This is a genomic window from Skermania sp. ID1734 (genome assembly GCF_007489285.1).
Lineage (GTDB): Bacteria > Actinomycetota > Actinomycetes > Mycobacteriales > Mycobacteriaceae > ID1734.
Window position 1 is genome coordinate 1 of sequence record NZ_VLIY01000003.1, and the last position, 18,582, is coordinate 18,582.

Below are 18,582 nucleotides of genomic sequence, written 5' to 3' on the forward strand. Positions count from 1 at the left end.
ACCCCACCGAGCGGCTCAACCGAGAGATCCGCCGCCGCACCGACGTCGTGGGCATCTTCCCCAACCGAGATGCCATCGTCCGCCTCATCGGCGCCGTCCTTGCCGAGCAGACCGACGAATGGGCCGAAGGACGCCGATACCTCGGACTCGAAGTCCTGGGCCGCTGCCGACTCACCCTGACCACCGACACCGACACCAGCTCGCAGACGGAGGTGACCACTGATGCACTGATGCAACTACCCGCCTGATCACCAACGAAGGATCACAATTCAGTTACACCACTTCTAGGGGCTTGACCAGGCAATGATCCCGATAATCGGCAGACTGCACCGCAGCAAGGGAGTGACGATCCTGCTGCACAGCCGGTCCTTGGTGAACAAGTCGGTGATCAGCATCCTGCGCACGCATCGCTTCGCGCGCCAGATCGAGGGCGAGGAACTGTCTGTCACCGACACTTTTCCGTTCTTGACGGCGCTCGCCGATTTGGACCTGGGACCAGCCAAGGTGGACCTCGGCCTGCTGCACCTGGCTTACGAGGCTGATGATCGCGGTCTGTCGATTCCCGAGTTCACCGCCCACGCACTGACCGAGATCACCGGCGAGAACAAAATCGAACCAAAGGGCCCGCGTGACGTGGTTCTGTACGGCTTCGGCCGCATCGGCCGGCTGGTGACGCGGCTGCTAATCGAGAAGGCCGGCTCCGGAAACGGCCTACGGCTACGAGCGGTCGTCGTGCGACGCAGCGGCGAGGGCGACCTGGCCAAGCGGGCGTCGCTGTTGCGCCGAGACTCGGTACACGGTCACTTCGACGGCACCATCCTCGTCGACGAGGCGAACAGCATGATCGTCGCCAACGGTAACGCCATCCGATTCATCTACAGCGACGACCCGACGACCGTCGACTACACCGCCTACGGCATCAACGACGCCATATTGATCGACAACACCGGCAAGTGGCGTGATCGGTCCGGGCTGTCAGCGCACCTTCGGCCGGGCATCGACAAGGTTGTCCTCACCGCTCCCGGCAAGGGTGACCTGCCCAACATTGTGCATGGGGTCAACCATCGCAGCATCGACCCGGCCGAGCGGATCCTCTCGTGTGCGTCGTGTACTACGAATGCAATCGTGCCGCCGCTGAAAGCCATGGACGACGAGTTCGGCATCGTCCGTGGGCATGTCGAGACGGTGCACTCGTTCACCAACGACCAGAATCTGCTCGACAACTTCCACCGCGCCGACCGGCGCGGTCGATCGGCCCCGTTCAACATGGTCATCACCGAGACCGGCGCGGCGTCTGCGGTGGCCAAGGCGCTTCCCGAGCTGAAGGCCAAGATCACCGGCAATTCGGTCCGGGTGCCCACCCCAGATGTGTCGATCGCCATTCTGAATCTTCAACTCCGACGCGAAGCTACGCGCGAGGAGGTGCTGAACCACTTGCGCTCGGTGTCCCTCGCCGGCCCATTGAGCCGCAACCTCGACTACACCGCCGCGACCGATGCCGTGTCGAGCGACTTCATCGGGTCCCGGGCGGCCTCGGTCGTCGACGCCAACTCCGCGATCGTCGACGGCGACACGGCGATCCTTTATCTCTGGTACGACAACGAGTTTGGCTACTCGTGCCAGGTCGTTCGGACGGTGCAGTTCATTTCGGGAATCGAGTATCCGACCTATCCGAGGGTCGATTCGAGCTCCGATACCTCGATGCCGGCACCACTGAAGGCGGCCGCGCTGGGCTAACGCTTCGTACCGAAGCCGACAGCCGCAACCTGACCACCGCCGCAGAGCCCACCGACCACCGCTCGGTACGGTGAGACGAGTGGAATGGTTGACCGCTCCGACATCGAGTTCCCGACTGCGCGACACGCGCGAACGGTTCCGCAAGCATCGACAAAGCCACCTGGTGCACGCCCGACCGGCGCTGCGCTCGTTGCGTCGGCGGCAGGCTGCAGCATCGACAGACCCGGAACCGCAGCTTCCCGACGACGCCACGGTGAACCTGGTCCTGGACCTGGCGCTGCGCATCGGCGAAATTCAGATGTACAGCGGCGCCGGCGCGTCCGACGTCACGGCGACGATCCTTGCCGTAACCCGTGCGCTCGGTCTCACCACCTGCCAGGTCGACGTGATCCTCACCTCGATCACGGTTACCTGTCATCGCGGTTCGATGATGGCGCCGGTGACGACAGTTCGGGTGGTCCGCTCACGCAGCAATGACTACAGCCGGCTGACCGAAACCGAAAACCTGGTCAACGAGATCGTCTGCGGACGCATCGATGCCAGGGCTGCGCAGGAAGAGGTCCGTCGGATCTCGCGAGCGCCGCATCCGTACCCGAAGTGGGTGGCCGTCGCCGCGTGGGGTGGGATGGCCGGATTCATCACCGTCATTCTCGGCGGCGGAATCGACATCGCACTCTCGGCCGTGGCCATCACCATTGTGGTCGACCGGATGGTCTGGCTGCTGAGCAAAGTCGCACTCCCACAATTCTTTCAGCAGGTCGCGGGTGGGGCGGTCGCAACCTTTGCGGCAACCGCGATAGCCAGCACCGGCATCATGAGCCGCGCGCAGCCCACCCTGCTCGTCGCCGCGGCGTTGACGGTTCTGTTGTCCGGGCTGGCGACGGTCTCGGCGGTACAGGACGCCATCACCGGATACAACGTGACCGCTGCGGGTCGGACCATGGAAATCGTCATGATGAGCGTCGGTCTTATCACCGGCGTGCTGATCGCCCTGAAAATTAGTCTCGCACTGGGATTTCCACGAGCGCCGCTGCCTGAGATAACGGTGACGACGGGGCAGCAACTCCCATTGATGATGTTCGGCAGCGTCGGCGCCGCGGGGTGCTTCGCGCTCGCCTCGTATTCGCGAGGACGGGCCGCGGCCGTCGCGGCGATTGCCGGTGGGCTCGGTGGAACAGTTTATGGCGCACTGGCTCTGACCGAATTGGGCGCGGTCGGGTCGGCCGCGGTGGCCGCGCTCCTCGTCGGTATCGCCGGTGGCCTGATCTCTCGGCGCCTTCGGATCACTCCACTGGTCACCGCTGTTTCCGGAATCACGCCGATGGTCCCGGGTCTATTGACGTACCGCGGAATGTACGAACTCGGCGTGGAGCCAGGCGGCAACGCGGCGACGCTGGTCACCGCGGCGGGCATCAGCATCGCCCTCGCGGCGGGTGTCGTGTTGGGTGAGTATTTGGCGCAGCCGTTCCGCATCGGCCTGCGCGGGTTGGAACGCAAGTTGGCCGGCCCGCGGATGGCGGGGCCGCTGCGCCCGGAACCCGCCACCGAGAACGAAAGCTAGGTTGCGCCGACTGTCGGTTCTGGCCTTCGTTCCGCTCCTTGCGCGTTCCGCGCTGCGATGCTCGCTCGGCCGTCACCTTTGCGCCGCCGCGGCATAGAACCACGCCACCACCAGTGCCCCCGGGTCGATGACGCCGCGGCCGGCTTCGCCGACGTAGCTCGCGCGCCCTTTGTGGGCGACCAACTGGCGCGTCGACTCGGCGCCAGCCTCGGCCGCGGCAGCCACGTCCGCCAACCCGTCGCCGGCCCGCAACGCTTCGTTCGCGGGATGCAGCGCATCGACAACTGTGTTGTCGCCCACCCGCGCCCCACCGAGCGCGACGATCTCGGAAAGGGCCTGGCTCGTTCCGGTTGCCAACGCCGTAGCGAAATCCTCCGCTGCGGCAAAGGATTTTGCGAAGGCACGAAACATTGTTCCGAACACGGCTCCCGAAGTGCCGCCCGCTCGAACGAAATACGACCGCGACAGTGCGTCGAGCACCTCGTGATCGGGACCGCGCATCGGCATCGTGAAATGGCTCAGCGCGGCCATCATGTTCGCGCCGAAGTCGCCATCGCCGGCCTGGCGGTCCAGCGCGGCGAGCTCATCGACATTGCCTTGGACTCGGGACACGAATGCGCTCAGCCAGCCGCATTCGGTCCCCGAATCGGCGGCGTCATCCGGTGGCGCAAACGACGTGTCGATCAACGCGGCCGGCTCGGCGCTGGTTAGTCGCGGCCAGGCCGGTGCGTCGGTCGGCGCGTCCCACAGGCGCACCATTTCCGCGTCCGATCGGACGAGCGTGACCGATGCCCCACGCATGTCCAGCGCGGTCACCATGGTGCCGACCAGCGTGCGCACCACGCGCAGTCCCCGGTTGCGACAACCCGCGAGCACGTTGCCGAACAGGAGGTTGAGCTCCAGCGAGTGGGTCGCGCCGAGACCGTTGACCACGGCGATCACCTCGTCACCGGGCGTGAGGCCGAGGGAGCCGGTGATGCGCTCGAGGAGGGTCCCGACGATCTGGTCAGCGGTGGCGATGGGCAATCGACTGGTCCCGCGTTCGCCGTGAATGCCGATGCCGAGTTCCATCTCGTCGTCGCCGAGGTCGAAGGACGGCACCGTCGACCCGGGCACGGCGCAGGGCGCCAACGCCACCGACATGCTGCGGGCATTTGCGGCCACCCGGCGGCCCAGCGCGCACACGTCGGCGAGCGATGCGCCGTCCACAGCCGCTGCACCGCAGATCTTTTCGACGACAATGGTGGCCGCGGTTCCCCGACGACCGGGGGCATCGGAGTCCGATTCTGTGGCCACGTCATCATCGACGAGGACAACGTCGGTGTCGATGCCGTCGTCAGCGACGATGCTGCGCGCGATCCGGAAATTCATGACATCGCCGGTGTAGTTCTTGACGATGTGCAAAACGCCCGCGCCCGCGTCGATGTGCCTGGTCGCGGCGGCGATCTGCAACGCGTTAGGGGAGGTGAAGATCAGGCCGGGACAGGCCGCGTCGAGCATGCCGGCGCCGATCAGCCCCGCATGCATCGGCTCATGGCCCGACCCGCCACCGGAAACAATCGCCACCTGACCGGCGGTTTTTGGGGTGGCGCGCGCGAGGAACCCAGGGTCGCGATGCCAGGTGATCCCCGGATGCGCCGCGACGAATCCGCGCAGGGAATCGGCGAGGAACTCCTCGGCCGCGTTCATGAAGTATGAGTTGCGCACCGCCCAACCGTAAGCATTCATGGCTAGCTTGAGAGGATGTTCGCCGACCTGAGCCGCGCCACCTCCTTCCTGCGCCCGGTCGGTCCACCCGACCGCACCGCCGGTGCGCCGCCACTGCCACCACCGCGGACGCTCGCACTCGAATCAGGGGAGACGACGGTCCGCTTCGTCCCAGGCAAGGTGCCGGTCCTGCTGCTGCACGGCTGGGCACTGACTGCCGATGTCAACTTTTGCCACGTCATCAACGAGATCGCCGCTCGGCACGGCGTGCTCGCCGCCGACGTCCGCGGACACGGGCGTGGAATTGCGTTGCGTAACAAGCGGTTCGCCCTTGCGGACTGCGCCGACGACGCGGCGGCCATCCTGGACAGCCTTGGTATCGATCGGGTCGTCGTCTGTGGCTATTCGCTCGGTGGGCCCATCGGTCTCGAATTCGCACGGCGATACCCGTCGCGCGTCGCGGGGCTTGTCTTCGAAGCAACGGCGTTGGCGTTCGACAGCCCAACGGACAAAATCGCGCGGCCCATCTATCGGCTGTTACGACCGCTGGCCAAACGGCACCGCCGAGTCGGACGCACGTTGCCGCTGCGCTACTTCAACCATGCGCGACGGAAGAATCCGAACACTGCGGCGCTCTGGCCGTGGCTGCGCGGAGAACTGGTGCAATGCGATCCGGTCACCATTCTCGACGTCATCCTGGCCGAGTACGACTTCGACTTCCGTCCGCACGTCGAGGAGATCAACTCGATTCCCGCGGCGGTGGTGATCACGGCTCGCGACCGGGCGGTTCCGTCGCCCGATCAACGCGAACTGGCGACACGACTCAACGCAAAGGCCATCGAAATCGACCGCGACCACGACGTGTTCCTGACCGATCCCGCGGTTTTCCGGGCTGCCACGCTCACGGCCATTGACCACGTATTGAGCGTGTCGACCCGGTGAGTAGGGCGACCGGCGCCGCGGTCGGGGGCACGACGCCGGTCTCATATCGGTATTCGCCGCGCAACCGCAACCGGATGGGTACGCCAGGCCACGAATTGTCTGTCGCACCCGTCACAGTGCACCTAGCTGTCTCGGCTAGGCACCGGTAACCAGTCCTGCACAGACGCATTGCCGCCGTGTTGCTCGGGTCACCTACGGGCCGCGGTGTGAGCTGTGGCAACGGTTTTCATGCGGTGCGCACAGAAATGAACACCTGGACCCGAGGCCGATCACGGGTAGCCTGGAGAAGATTTGAAAGGCGGTGGCGGTGAACGCGCAAGGATCGACGGTTTTCCAAGTCGAGCGCGACGGGCTGGATTCGGCAGCGTTCCTGGTCGGCGTGCGTCGTGTCGTCGTCGACACGGCGAAGCTCGATTCGATGGTGTCCGCTGCGGTGGTCCGCCACATCGACTACCTGCTCTCCGAACAGGGCGTGGGAATCAGCGACCCGCGAGTCGCCGATCGCGCTGAACAGGTGGAGGCCGGTCTGCGCAACGTCTTCGGCGTCGGCCGCGGCGCGCCGACCCCGAGCACCGCGCAGTTCAAGCAACTCATCGATCAGGCTCGTCCAGGTCCCGCCCCGGCAGCACCGAGCACCCCTGCGCGGCCCGTGCAAGCAGACCCGCGTGCAATTCGGTCGGTCCCGCCGAATCGGCCGACAGCCGACGAACAACAACCTCCAGCAGACAAGCGCAAGGGTGCTTTCAATCCGCTGCGCCGGCGTCGCTGAGTCGCAAATCACCACCGCTCGCACGTTCGAAAAGCCCGATCGAGGGTATCCGCGCGTGCATGCGCACCGGCCGGAACTTCATTGTTGCTCTGCTGTTTATCACCGCGACTAACGAGTACCGTCGGAGGAGAAGCGGAGGTGACCAGCAACGATGACGCTCGACACTAAGCGCGAAATCGTCGCGGTCGGAGCCTCGGCGGGGGGCGTTCAGGCGCTGATCTCGATGGCGGGAATGCTGCCGCGCGATTTTCCGGTAGCTGTAGTTGTTGTCCTTCATTTCTCGGGCGGCGCCAAGAGTGCGTTGGCTGGGATCCTGGATCGCGCCGGTGCCTTGCGCGCGCGTCCCGCCGAGAACGGCGAGCCGATAGAACCGGGCGTCATCTACGTTGCTTCAACGGACCGGCATCTGATCATCGATGATCGCACCGCGTACTTGACCGATGGACCGACCGAGAGCGGTCACCGACCGTCGATCAATGCGCTGTTTCGATCGGTTGCGCTCGACTATGGTCCGGCCGCGATCGGGCTGCTGCTGTCCGGAGTGCTTGACGACGGCGTTGCCGGACTGGCGGCGATTCGGTCGCAAGGCGGGGTGACCGCAGTGCAGGATCCGGCCGACTGCATTTTTCCGGCGATGCCGACCAACGCGATTCACGCCGGCGTCGTCGATCATGTGATTCCGCTCCCCGAACTCGGCGCTGCGCTGAGCAAGCTGGCCGCGGAGCAGGTCGGCCAACGCCAAGCTCAGCCCGACGCCAACTTGGAACTGGAGAACAGAATCGCCCGCGGAGCGAAGTTTGCCGTCGATTTCGATGCCGACAAGGTCGGTCAGCCGGCCGGCTTCAGTTGTCCCGACTGCGGTGGAACATTGATGACGTTGAGCCGCGGTAGCTTTCGTTGTCGCATCGGGCATGGCTGGACAGCGGAGGCATTGCTGAAAGCACAGGACGTCGAGGTGGAAAGCGCGCTGTGGGTCGCGCTGCGCAGCCTCGACGAGAAGGCGAAGCTGTCGGAAACGCTGGCCGACCGCGCCGGCGCGGCGGGAGCATTGGGACAGCGGTATGCGGCGTCGGCGAAGGAGGCGCGTCACGCCGCGCAAGTCCTGCGCGACCACCTCTCGCAAGTGCACGAACGTCCACCCGAAGCGGTGTCTGAATGAGCGGTTTAACGCCGAAGTTGCGATTCTGGCGCGAAGTCGTCGACGAATCGGTCGTGATTGTGCGGCCGGAGGGACGGCTCGATTCGCAAACCTATCTGCAACTGCGCGATTCCCTGTTGAAAGTCGGTGTCGACCAACCGCGTGCAGTGCTGGTCGAAGCGGATCGGCTCGACGTGCCCACTGGGTCGGCGTGGTCGGTGCTGACCAGCGCCCGCTGGCAGCTCGCGCAGTGGCCCGGGGTGCCGCTCGTCGTGTTCGCCTATGACACCGGAATCTTGGAAACATTGCAGCGCAATGGAATTTCTCGCTATGTGCCCTGCCGACCGACACTGACTACCGCGTTGCAGGCAATCGGGGATCCGGAGACGCGGCAGCGCGCCACCATGGCGTTGGAGCCCGTAGCGCAGAGCAGCGCCATTGCGCGACGGTTCATGGCGGAGACGCTGACGAATTGGGGAATGACGTCCTACCTCGACATCGCTGCCGTCGTCGGCACGCACCTCGTCGAGGAAACGCTGGCCAAATCTCTGGCACCTACGCTGCGGTTAGAGGCTGCGCGAGACCTGCTGTGGATTGCCGTGAGCGATCTGGATCCGACGTTGCCCACGCGGCACGAAACTCCGCATGGTACTGATCAGGTCGCCGGCCACGGGCTGTTGGCGGCGCTGTGTCGCGGCTGGGGGGCGAGCCCGAACGCGCTGGGCGGCAAGGTGGTGTGGACGGTGCTCGGACCGGAAAACCGTCTGTAGCGAGTATCGTCCGGCATGTGACGAAGCAGACCTTCACGCGGCATGAGGAGCCGGAGTACGCCTTCGAGTCCTTGCTGCGGTTTTTGCGCGACTCACGCGGGTTCGATTTCACCGGCTACAAGCGGACATCGCTGATGCGGCGTGTCCGCCATCGCATGGACCACCTCCGCATCGAGACGTTCGCCGAATACCTCGACTTGCTACAAGCCGATTCCGACGAATTTGCGGCGCTGTTCAACACGATCCTCATCAACGTCACCAGCTTCTTTCGCGATCCCGATGCTTGGGAGGTGATTCGCGACGAGATAATCCCGGCGCTGCTTGCCCAGCGCAGCCCTACCGACCCGATCCGGGTCTGGAGCGCCGGTTGCGCGTCCGGGCAGGAGGCGTACACGCTGGCGATGTTGTTCGCCGAGGCGATGGGCACCGACGCGTTTCGACAGCGGGTGAAGGTCTATGCCACCGACGTCGATGAGCATGCGCTCAGCGAGGCGCGGCAGGCCACCTATGACGCGGCTGCGGTCGAATCGGTGCCGGCGGAGTTATTGAGCAAGTACTTCGACGCGCAGGGTGTTCGGTATGTATTCCGAAAGGATCTGCGCCGAGCGGTGATTTTCGGGCGCAACGACCTCGTCCAGGACGCACCGATCTCCCGGATCGACCTGCTGGTGTGCCGCAACACGTTGATGTACTTCAACGCTGAAACGCAGAAACGGGTGCTCGGGCGGCTCCATTTTGCGCTCGCGGCGCACGGCGCATTGTTTCTCGGTCACGCGGAAATGTTGCTGAGCCACAGCCAGCGGTTCACTCCGCTGAACCTGAAGCACCGAATTTTCCGCAAGGCGATGGGGACGCACGCGCCATTGGAACCTGCAGATCCGGTGGAGTACCCGGCCGAGCGTTTCGGTGATCTTCCCGGTCTTGACCCCGTGCGCGAACTCGCCTTTCGCGCCAGCCCGGTGCCGCAGATCGTCATCACCGGCGATGACACCGTCGCGATGATCAACCAACAGGCGGAGACGCTTTTCGGCCTGTCGCCCCGAGACATCGGCAGATTACTGCGTGACCTCGAGGTGTCCTACCGGCCCATCGAATTGCGCACATATCTGGAGCAGGCCAAGGTCGAGCGTCGTAATGCGCGCATTCAAGACGTCGAATGGCAGCGCCCCGGTGCGGAATCGACCTGGCTGGAAATTCACGTCAACCCGCTGGTAGCCGCCGACAATGGCCTGCTCGGCGTCTCGATCGTGTTTTTCGACGTGAGCGCGACGCGGTCCTTGCTGGACAAGTTGGTGCAAACCAATCGGCAGCTGGAGTCGGCGTACGAGGAATTGCAGTCCACCAATGAGGAGCTCGAAACGACCAACGAGGAACTGCAATCCACGGTCGAGGAACTCGAAACCACCAACGAGGAGCTGCAGTCGACCAACGAAGAACTCGAGACCATGAACGAGGAGCTGCAGTCGACCAACGATGAGCTTCAGACGATCAACGACACCCTGCGGGATCGCACGATCGAACTCGACGAGTCCAAGGAGTTCCTCGACTCGGTCGTCAATTCGGTGCGCATGGGATTGGTCGTCATCGACCGGGAAATGCGGGTCGTCGTGTGGAACCGCGGCTGCGAAGAACTCTGGGGCGTCCGCAGCGACGAGGCCGAGGGGAATTCGTTGAGCCGGCTGGATATCGGCCTTCCGCTCACCGAGCTTCGCCCAATGCTGGGCAATGCGTTCGTCGACCCGTCCTTCCAGGGCAGCGTGACGCTGTCGGCCATCAACCGGCGTGGGCGGCACACCGAAATTCGTGTCCTGTGCACGCCGTTCAAGACAGGGAGCGGGTGGGTGAAAGGCGCACTGCTGCTGATGGAGGCGGGAGGCACCCCTAGCGGTCAGTGAGGGCTTTGGTCAATCGTGTGAGTGTTGATGGGTTGCCCCAATGGAGTGCAACAGTTGGTGAACTGTGTTGTCGGCGAGTCGGTATCGAACGATTTTGCCGTCGCGCTGCGCGGCCACCCAGCCTTGATGCCGCAACAGTCGCAAAGCGTGCGACACCGACGACGTCGACATGTGCAGCGCCGCGGCCAAATCCGTGACACTGATACTCGGCGCGTAGTGCAAGCACAGCAGCAGCCGCAACCGATTGACGTCAGACAGCAACTCGAAGCGGTCCGCCCAGGCACTGATTCCGGGGATTTCCAAGGCCGCGGCCGCCAGCGCTGAATCGGTCGGGTTCAGCGGTGCGGGCTCCGACGGCGAGGACATAGTGTCTATTCTCCGCCCAGGTCGCTCGCCGTCAGCTCGGCCGACCACCGCCGTTCCACGCCGGCGTACTTCCAGAGCGCGACAGCCACCAGCCAGGTCGTAATGAACAGGCCGACGATGATGAATCCCATTGCCGACAGGTCCAGCCCGCCGACGGCGCCCAGTACTCCGTCGGTGATATCGAGCTTGTTGGCGACGATCGAAATGATTTCCTGAACACCGATCAACAAGGCGACCGCAACGGACAGGCCGGTAATGATCAGGTTGTAGTAAATCTTTCGCACCGGCTGGGCGAAAGCCCATCCATAGGCAAAATTCATCAATGATCCGTCGAGTGAATCGAAAAGCGACATTCCCGCGCTGAAAAGAATCGGCAATACCAGAATCGAGTACCACGGCAGGCCGGTCACGGCCGCACCGCCGGCGATTACCAGCAGGCTCACCTCGGTGACCGTGTCGAAACCCATTCCGAAGAGCAGGCCCACCGGATACATATGCCACGGCTTGGTCACCATTGCGACCACCGGACCGAGCAGGCGGTTGAGCGCACCCCGTTCGGAGAGCGCTTGTTCGAGGCGGCTCTCGTCGTATTCGCCCCGGCGCAGAGTGGCGAGCACCCGGTAAATGCCGATCAGCGACACCAGGTTCACAACGCCGATGAGGATGAGGAAGCTGCCGGAGACGGTCGTGCCGAACAGGCCGGTCCAGCGCTGCAGCGCCGAGGAGTTGTCGTCGAGGCTGCGGGCGAGTTGGCGCACCCCTGCGGCCAGCAACGCGACCAACGCGAAGACGATGGTCGAATGGCCAAGAGAGAACCAAAATCCTACCGACATAGGCTTTTTGGATTCGGCTACCAATTTGCGGGTGGTGTTGTCGATCGCGGCGATGTGGTCGACGTCGAACGCGTGCCGCATGCCCAGTGTGTACGCCGTGACACCGAGGCCGACGCCGAAGACGCCGCCCTGAATCGCAAAATTCCCGGGCACCACCAGCATCAGCAACACGATCCAGCCGGCCAGATGCAGGGCCAGGACCGTCGTTGCCATTCCCGCGAGGCTGCGCCGCTGTGCGCCGTCGAGCCCGTGCCAGGAAACCGCGAGTCTGCGCAGTGTTGTCATTTGGCTGCTCACGCTGCAAACCCCCGAGGTTGACGCGTCGGCACGCTGGTAAATCCATCGTACGTCTGCACAACTGTTCAACTGAAGAAGCATTTTCTCGCGATAATGAAGCGGACAAATCGGGAGGAAATGTCGTGCTCCGTTCGCATTTCTTACGAATCAGTTTCGCCCTATATCGGGTCGATCATTTCCGTCGTATGGTGAGTTTTAGGCCCCGGAGGCCGGGTACTCGCCGTTGCATGCGGCCGAGCTTCGCTCCGGTTATCTGACGGCCATCGCGATCTTCGGTTCGCCCATCCTCTGAGGCGTGGTGGGAGGAGGCAACGCCGATGTGCCTGTCCGTTCCGCGGGAGGTTGTGGCCATCGACGCGGATAGACCTGGGCTCGCCCAGGTTTCGGTCGGCACCCAGCGTCGGTCGGTCAACGTCGGACTCCTCGACGCCGCGCCGAACGTCGGTGACTGGGTGCTCGTACACCTCGGTTTCGCCCTTTCCACGATCGATGCCGCCGAAGCGCACTCGCTGTTGGCGACCTTGCACGAGATCGGCCCGCAGGAGGGAGGCCGCCCGTGACTGGCGGCGTGGTGCAATGAGCGAACCGGCAGGGTTCGCCGGCGCGCAGGACGTAGGGAATGCAGTTCTCTACGAGGGCTACCTGCTCTACCCCTACCGCAAGTCCTCCGGCAAGAACCGTGTCCGTTGGCAATTCGGCATTCTGGCGCCGCGGGACTGGCTCTCGCCCGAAGCGGCCGCAGACAGTTCGGTATCCGGGTCGGCCGATACCTGGTATCAGCAAACCGAGTGTCTGTTCGAGGCGCCTGACGACGCAATCGTCCACGTGCGGGTGCGCTTCTTGCAGGTGCAGCAGCGCCGGGTCGAGGCGGCTGGTACCGACGGCAGCTTTGCACCCGTCGATGAGATCGACACGGGACAGCAGCGCTACCTGAGCTTCGACGAGGCGGTTCCGCAGCAGTTCGATGTGGTCGCCACGCTGGCGCAGTTGCGCGCCGGCCCGCACGAGGAAATCCTCACCGCACCGGCGGGCGAAGAGTTCGAGCCGATCGGTGCTGCGGGGCGGATCGTCCGAACGCGACAAAAGGTTTCGGCCGTCGTGCGGCTGTCGTTGCACCGCGCCGAGGCGCCCTTCCGGTTGCGGTTGCTCCGCGTGGTCATCGAGAACGATTGTGTCGGGATCGATCCCGACCTGCCTCGCCAGCGGGCGCTCGCGCGATCGCTGGTCTCGACCCACGCTCTCATCGGCGTGTTAGGCGGGAGGATGCTGTCGTTGCTGGACCCGCCCGAGTGGGCGGCGTCGGCGGCCAAGGCATGCCGAAACATCCACGCCTTCCCGGTGCTTACCGGTGATCGCGGCCGCGCCGACACGGTGTTGTCCTCGCCGATCCTGCTGTATGACCATCCCGCCGTGAGCCCGGAAAGTCCCGGCGACCTTTTCGACGCAACCGAGATCGACGAAATTCTTTCCCTGCGCACCCTCACGCTGACCGACGCCGAGAAGGCCGAGGCACGCGCGACTGATCCCCGGGCTGCCGCCATCATCGACCGCGTCGACGGCATTCCCAGCGCCGTTTTCGAGCGTCTGCACGGCGCGGTGCGGTCGTTGCAGCGGGTGGACCCGGCCTCGGAAGCGGTTTATGTGAACGGTGTCGCGGTTGCCAAAGGTGCTCGCGTCCAGTTGAAACCGCGCACGCACGGGACCGACGTACACGACATTTTCCTGGCCGGCCGCACCGCGACCGTGGCCGAGGTGAAGCTCGACGTCGACGGCACCCGCTTCCTCGCGGTGACGCTCGATGACGACCCAGGCGCTGACCTGCACGAGTGGTACGGGCGCTTCTACTACTTCACGCCGGAGGAAGTGGTTCCGGTGTCCGCAGGCGGTGAACCAGAGATCTAACGGGGAGGTCCGGATGGATGCAATCGAATTGTTGCAACACGACCATCGCATGGTCGAGCAACTGTTTGCCGACTATCAGTCGGCTGCCAGTGACTCTCAGCGCCGGGGCGTCGTCGAAATCATGGTGCGTGAGCTGTCCAAGCACGCGGCGCTGGAAGAACTGATGGTCTATCCGCTGGCCAAAGACGTACTGCCCGACGGCGAGCAGGCGGTCAACGAGCGCCTCGCCGAGCACATGGACGTCAAGAAGACCCTGGTGGAGTTGGACGGCCTCGAGCCCGGCGACGAGCGCACCGATCGGCTGATGCGCGAGCTGGAAACCGAGGTGAGCCAACACATTCGCAGTGACGAGGGCAGTCTGCTGCCGAAGTTGAGTGAGGCGCTGGACCAGTCGGCGCTCGACGAACTGGGACAGGCGCTCGATGACGCCAAGAAGCTGGCACCGACGCGCGCCCACCCCGGCGCGCCGGACGAGCCGCCGAGTCTTGCCCTCGGCGCGCCGGTGCTCGCGATCTACGACCGGGTGCGCGACCGGATCCAAGGCAGGCCGCGGACATGAACGCTCGCAACGCATAGGAAGGAAAGGCGAGATGACGCATACGCAGCCGCGGCCGCACGGCTTCGACGAGATGAACATTCTCTGGATCTCGGAGGGCATGAGTTGCGACGGGGACACGGTCTCCATCACCGCGGCCGGCCAGCCCGCCATCGAGGACGTGGTGACGGGCCTGATACCCGGATTGCCCACCGTGAATCTGTACAACAAGGTGCTCTCGCCGACGCTCGGCGGGGAGGAGTACCTCAAGCCCTTCCGCGCGGCAGCTCGGGGGGAGCTGAAACCGTTCATTCTGGTGATCGAGGGTTCGATTCCCAACGAGAACATTAACGGCGACGGGTACTGGACGTCGTTTGGGAACGACTTGGACACGGGCGAACCGCTCACGCTGAACTGGTGGATCGATCACCTTGCGCCACATGCCTGGGCGGTCGTCGCGGTGGGAACGTGTGCGACTTACGGCGGCATTCACGCCATGGCCGGTAACCCGACCGGATCGATGGGGCTGGCCGACTACCTCGGCTGGGATTACAAGTCCCAAGGGGCGCTGCCGATCGTGAACATCCCTGGGTGCCCGGTGCAGCCGGAGAACTTCATGGAAACGCTGACCTGGGTCCTCTACCACGCGGCAGGCTCGGCACCGCCACCACCGTTGGACAATCTGCTTCGGCCGCAATGGCTTTTCGGCAAGACCGTGCACGAGGGCTGCGACCGGGCCGGGTATTACGAGCAAGGCGACTTCGGCAAGGACTACAACTCGCCGAAGTGCCAGGTGAAGATCGGCTGCTGGGGCCCGGTGGTCAATTGCAATGTGCCGAAGCGCGGCTGGATGGCCGGTATCGGCGGCTGCCCGAACGTTGGCGGTATCTGCATTGCGTGCACCATGCCGGGCTTCCCCGACAAGTTCATGCCGTTCATGGACATGCCGCCCGGTGGCAGCCTGTCGTCGATGGTCGTCAAGCCCTACGGCGCGTTCATCCGCCGCATGCGTGGCATTACCAACTACACCGCCAACAAGGAACCGAAGTGGCGGCACAACGAAGAAGCGCTGACCACCGGTTACAACCCGCGCTGGCGTCCGTAACAGCCTGCGCCGCAATACGTTGAGAGAGGAACCGAAATGACGGCAACGCAGGACGCCGCGACGGGCACCAGCAAAACTCCGCAAATCATGGAGATGTCCTGGGACCCGATCACCCGCATCATCGGCAACCTGGGCATCTACACGAAGATCGATTTCGCCAATCAGGTTGTCACCGAATGCCACAGCACATCGTCGCTGTTCCGCGGCTATTCGGTGTTCATGAAGGGCAAGGATCCGCGTGACGCCGGATTTATCACCAGCAGGATTTGCGGAATCTGCGGTGACAACCACACGACCTGTTCGGTGTACGCGCAGAACATGGCCTATGGCATCAAGAATCCGGTGATGGCCGAGTGGATCATCAACTTGGGAGAGGCGGCGGAATATCTGTTCGACCACACCATCTTCCAGGACAACCTGGTCTTCATCGACTTCTGTGAAGCGATGGTCAAGCAGACCAACCCGAGCGTGCTGGCGCGCGCCGAAAAGACCGAAGCCCCGCACGCCGGGATGCACGGCTTCCGCACCATTGCCGACATCATGCGGGCGTTCAACCCGTTCGAAGGCCAGATCTACAAGGAGGCGTTGCAGGTCTCGCGCACCACGCGGGAGATGTTCTGTCTCATGGAAGGCCGCCACGTGCACCCGTCCACCGTGTATCCGGGTGGGGTGGGCACGATGCCGGAACCGACGTTGTTCACCGACTACCTCAGCCGGCTGATGCGCATCCTCGATTTCGTCAAGAAGTCGGTGGCGCTGAACGACGACGTTTTCAACTTCTTCTACGAGGCGTTGCCCGGGTATGAAGAGGTGGGTCGCCGGCGTGTGCTGCTGGGCTGTTGGGGCGCTTTCCAGGATCCCGATGTCGTCGACTACGACTACAAGAACATGACCAAGTGGGGCCGGGCCATGTACGTCACGCCCGGTGTGGTGGTCGACGGAAAGTTGGTGACGACGGATCTGGTCGACATCAACCTCGGCATCCGAATCCTGTTGGGCAGCAGCTACTACAAGGACTGGGTCAACGAAGAGCCGTTCGTCACGCGGGACCCGCTGGGCAACCCCGTGGATCACCGCCATCCGTGGAACCAGACCACACTGCCGGATCCGCAGAAGCGCGACTTCGGTGACAAGTACAGCTGGGTGATGAGCCCACGCTGGTACGACAAGAATTCCGGTGAGCATTTGGCGCTGGACACCGGCGGAGGCCCGTTTGCGCGCTTCTACTCCACGGCGCTGGCCGGTTTGGTGGACACGCCGTATGTCAAGTCCACCGGACACAGCGTGCAGATCTTCCTGCCGAAGAGCGCCGAACTGCCCGAGCAGACCGTTGAATGGCATATTCCGCAGTGGTCCAATGCCATTGAACGGGACCGGGCCCGGGTCTACTTCGTCGCCTATGCCGCGGCCATGGCGGTGTACTTCCTGGAGCGGGCGATGGAGCGGATGCGCGCCGGTGACATGAAGGTGTTCCAGGACTTCGACGTTCCCGACGAGGCCATCGGTTGCGGATTCCACGAGGCGGTGCGCGGTGTGCTGTCGCACCACCTGGTGATCCAGAAGGGCAAGATAGCCAACTACCACCCGTATCCACCGACGCCATGGAACGGCAGCCCGCGCGACAGCTACGGCACGCCAGGGCCGTACGAGGATGCCGTGCAGGACATGCCGATCTTCGAAGAGAACGGTCCGGACAACTTCAAGGGCGTCGACATCATGCGTGCGGTGCGCAGTTTCGACCCGTGCCTGCCCTGCGGTGTGCACATGTACCTGGGGAACGGCAAGACGCTTGAGAAGGTGCACTCGCCGATGTTCGGTGCCGATCATGGCTGACGAGGGCCCGCCGCGCCTGCGTGATGCCGCGGTGCGCGAGCGGCTTTCGCAGCTGGACGACATGTTGGCCCAGCTGGAGCAGACACCCGGACCGGCGGGCGAGATCGCGCTGGAGGCGGTGTCGTCACTGGCGCAGATCTACGGGGAGGCACTCGCACGCGCTGTTGGTTATGCGCTCGAATCGGATTCTGTGCGTGCGGCTTTTGTCGCCGACGAGCTGTTGGGGCATCTGCTCGCGATGCATGGGATTCATCCCGACCCGGTCGAGCAGCGGGTGTCCCGGGTGGTCGACCAGTTGCGCCCCGTCGTCGTCAAAGGTGGGGGTGACCTGCAGTTTGTCGGGTTGGAGGCGGGTGTGGCGCGGGTTGCGTTGTCCGCCAAGGGTTGCGGATCCAGCACGGCCGGGGTCGCCGATGCCGTCCGTGACCGGGTGCTGGCGGTGGCGCCGGAGCTGTCGGGGGTCGAGGTGGTCGCGGCGGCCCGGCATGACGCTACTTTCGTTCCGCTCGAATCGTTGCAGGTGCGAACGCATTCGGCCGCGGGGGCGCGGTCGTGAACGCACCCACGAAGGCGGCCGGGGCGGCCCTGCGACGGGCCATCGCCCGGTCGCCGCGTGTCGAAGGGTCGGCGCTCGAGCGATGTGACCTGTGCGGGGCGGGGTTGATGGCTCGGCACCGACACGTGCTGGACCTGCAGGACAACAGTCTGTTGTGCGCGTGTCAGGCCTGCTCGCTGCTGTTCAATCGGGAGGCGGCGGGCCGCGGGCACTACCGACTCGTTCCCGAGGGTCGGACCATGCTGCCGCCGCTTTCACCGAAAGAGCTTGGGGTGCCAGTTGGTTTGGCATTCTTTGTCGTTCAGCCGGATGGATCGGTGGTCGCAAACTATCCGAGTCCGATGGGTGCGACCCAGTGGGAACTGGACTCTGAAGTGTGGGCGGCGCTGTGCGAGCGGCAACCAGTGTTGGGTGAGCTGGAACCCGGCGTGCAGGCGCTGTTGCTGAACACGGCGCGGTCGGCCGATGAGGCATGGATCGTGCCCATCGACGATTGCTTCCGACTGGTGGCCGTCATTCGGCAGGAATGGCGTGGCCTGTCGGGTGGGAGTCGGGTGTGGCCGGCGATCGAGGAGTTCTTCGCCGGTCTGCGAGGCCGCCGCACGTCGCAGAATGGAATTGAGAAAGAGGAGTGAG

Annotated in this window: 18 protein-coding genes; 15 read left to right on the forward strand and 3 right to left on the reverse strand. The window is 64.3% G+C overall.

Annotated features, from left to right (window positions below):
* From FOS14_RS03955 to FOS14_RS03965, 3 genes are all read left to right on the forward strand, one after another.
* Positions 1-248, forward strand: a 248-nt coding sequence (locus tag FOS14_RS03955) for a transposase (RefSeq protein ID WP_185981611.1), incomplete at its 5' end; no start/stop codon positions are given.
* A gap of 55 nt (positions 249-303) precedes the next feature.
* The gene (locus FOS14_RS03960) at positions 304-1,737 is read left to right on the forward strand and encodes a glyceraldehyde-3-phosphate dehydrogenase (RefSeq protein ID WP_143768986.1); all 1,434 of its coding nucleotides are present in this window, start codon (positions 304-306) and stop codon (positions 1,735-1,737) included.
* A 79-nt stretch (positions 1,738-1,816) separates the two neighbouring features.
* The gene (locus tag FOS14_RS03965; RefSeq protein WP_221936655.1) at positions 1,817-3,298 is read left to right on the forward strand and encodes a threonine/serine exporter ThrE family protein; all 1,482 of its coding nucleotides are present in this window, start codon (positions 1,817-1,819) and stop codon (positions 3,296-3,298) included.
* Positions 3,299-3,370: 72 nt separating this feature from the next.
* Here FOS14_RS03965 and FOS14_RS03970 read toward each other — a convergent pair whose 3' ends face one another.
* Positions 3,371-4,987, reverse strand: a complete 1,617-nt coding sequence (locus FOS14_RS03970) for a dihydroxyacetone kinase family protein (RefSeq protein WP_255450097.1) — start codon at positions 4,985-4,987, stop codon at positions 3,371-3,373.
* A 54-nt stretch (positions 4,988-5,041) separates the two neighbouring features.
* Here FOS14_RS03970 and FOS14_RS03975 point away from each other — a divergent pair, with 54 nt between their 5' ends.
* The 5 genes from FOS14_RS03975 (at position 5,042) to FOS14_RS03995 (ending at position 10,519) form a co-directional block, all read left to right on the forward strand.
* Entirely contained in the window at positions 5,042-5,947 is a 906-nt protein-coding gene (locus FOS14_RS03975) for an alpha/beta fold hydrolase (protein ID WP_143768989.1), read from the forward strand.
* 307 nt (positions 5,948-6,254) lie between these two features.
* Positions 6,255-6,716 (forward strand): hypothetical protein, encoded by a 462-nt coding sequence (locus FOS14_RS03980; protein ID WP_143768990.1) that lies wholly within the window; start codon positions 6,255-6,257, stop codon positions 6,714-6,716.
* Positions 6,717-6,867: 151 nt separating this feature from the next.
* The gene (locus FOS14_RS03985; RefSeq protein ID WP_143768991.1) at positions 6,868-7,875 is read left to right on the forward strand and encodes a chemotaxis protein CheB; all 1,008 of its coding nucleotides are present in this window, start codon (positions 6,868-6,870) and stop codon (positions 7,873-7,875) included.
* Positions 7,872-8,624 carry an STAS domain-containing protein gene (locus tag FOS14_RS03990; RefSeq protein ID WP_143768992.1) on the forward strand — a complete coding sequence of 251 codons (753 nt, stop codon included), beginning with the start codon at positions 7,872-7,874 and terminating at the stop codon, positions 8,622-8,624. The genes FOS14_RS03985 and FOS14_RS03990 overlap by 4 nt, the downstream gene beginning before the upstream one ends.
* 17 nt (positions 8,625-8,641) lie before the next feature.
* Positions 8,642-10,519, forward strand: coding sequence for a CheR family methyltransferase (locus tag FOS14_RS03995; protein ID WP_255450058.1), 1,878 nt, complete (start codon positions 8,642-8,644; stop codon positions 10,517-10,519).
* Between the two features lie 9 nt (positions 10,520-10,528).
* Here FOS14_RS03995 and FOS14_RS04000 read toward each other — a convergent pair whose 3' ends face one another.
* Entirely contained in the window at positions 10,529-10,885 is a 357-nt protein-coding gene (locus tag FOS14_RS04000; protein WP_143768993.1) for a helix-turn-helix transcriptional regulator, read from the reverse strand.
* 5 nt (positions 10,886-10,890) lie between these two features.
* On the reverse strand, positions 10,891-12,003 hold the full coding sequence (locus tag FOS14_RS04005) for a HoxN/HupN/NixA family nickel/cobalt transporter (RefSeq protein WP_221936662.1): 1,113 nt from the start codon (positions 12,001-12,003) through the stop codon (positions 10,891-10,893).
* A gap of 329 nt (positions 12,004-12,332) precedes the next feature.
* Here FOS14_RS04005 and FOS14_RS04010 point away from each other — a divergent pair, with 329 nt between their 5' ends.
* From FOS14_RS04010 to FOS14_RS04040, 7 genes are read left to right on the forward strand one after another with little or no spacing between them, the layout of a single operon-like run.
* Positions 12,333-12,575 (forward strand): HypC/HybG/HupF family hydrogenase formation chaperone, encoded by a 243-nt coding sequence (locus FOS14_RS04010; protein ID WP_143768995.1) that lies wholly within the window; start codon positions 12,333-12,335, stop codon positions 12,573-12,575.
* Between the two features lie 16 nt (positions 12,576-12,591).
* Complete coding sequence (locus FOS14_RS04015) at positions 12,592-13,917, forward strand: hypothetical protein (protein ID WP_143768996.1); 1,326 nt, start codon at positions 12,592-12,594, stop codon at positions 13,915-13,917.
* Between the two features lie 13 nt (positions 13,918-13,930).
* Entirely contained in the window at positions 13,931-14,476 is a 546-nt protein-coding gene (locus tag FOS14_RS04020) for a hemerythrin domain-containing protein (protein ID WP_143768997.1), read from the forward strand.
* Between the two features lie 31 nt (positions 14,477-14,507).
* Positions 14,508-15,557, forward strand: a complete 1,050-nt coding sequence (locus tag FOS14_RS04025) for a hydrogenase expression protein HypE (RefSeq protein WP_143768998.1) — start codon at positions 14,508-14,510, stop codon at positions 15,555-15,557.
* Positions 15,558-15,593: 36 nt separating this feature from the next.
* Positions 15,594-17,390, forward strand: a complete 1,797-nt coding sequence (locus FOS14_RS04030; protein ID WP_143768999.1) for a nickel-dependent hydrogenase large subunit — start codon at positions 15,594-15,596, stop codon at positions 17,388-17,390.
* Positions 17,383-17,946 (forward strand): NifU family protein, encoded by a 564-nt coding sequence (locus FOS14_RS04035; protein ID WP_143769000.1) that lies wholly within the window; start codon positions 17,383-17,385, stop codon positions 17,944-17,946. The genes FOS14_RS04030 and FOS14_RS04035 overlap by 8 nt, the downstream gene beginning before the upstream one ends.
* Positions 17,943-18,581, forward strand: coding sequence for a DUF5947 family protein (locus tag FOS14_RS04040; protein WP_221936656.1), 639 nt, complete (start codon positions 17,943-17,945; stop codon positions 18,579-18,581). Before FOS14_RS04035 ends, FOS14_RS04040 begins: the two co-directional genes overlap by 4 nt.
* The last annotated feature ends 1 nt before the right edge of the window (position 18,582 follow it).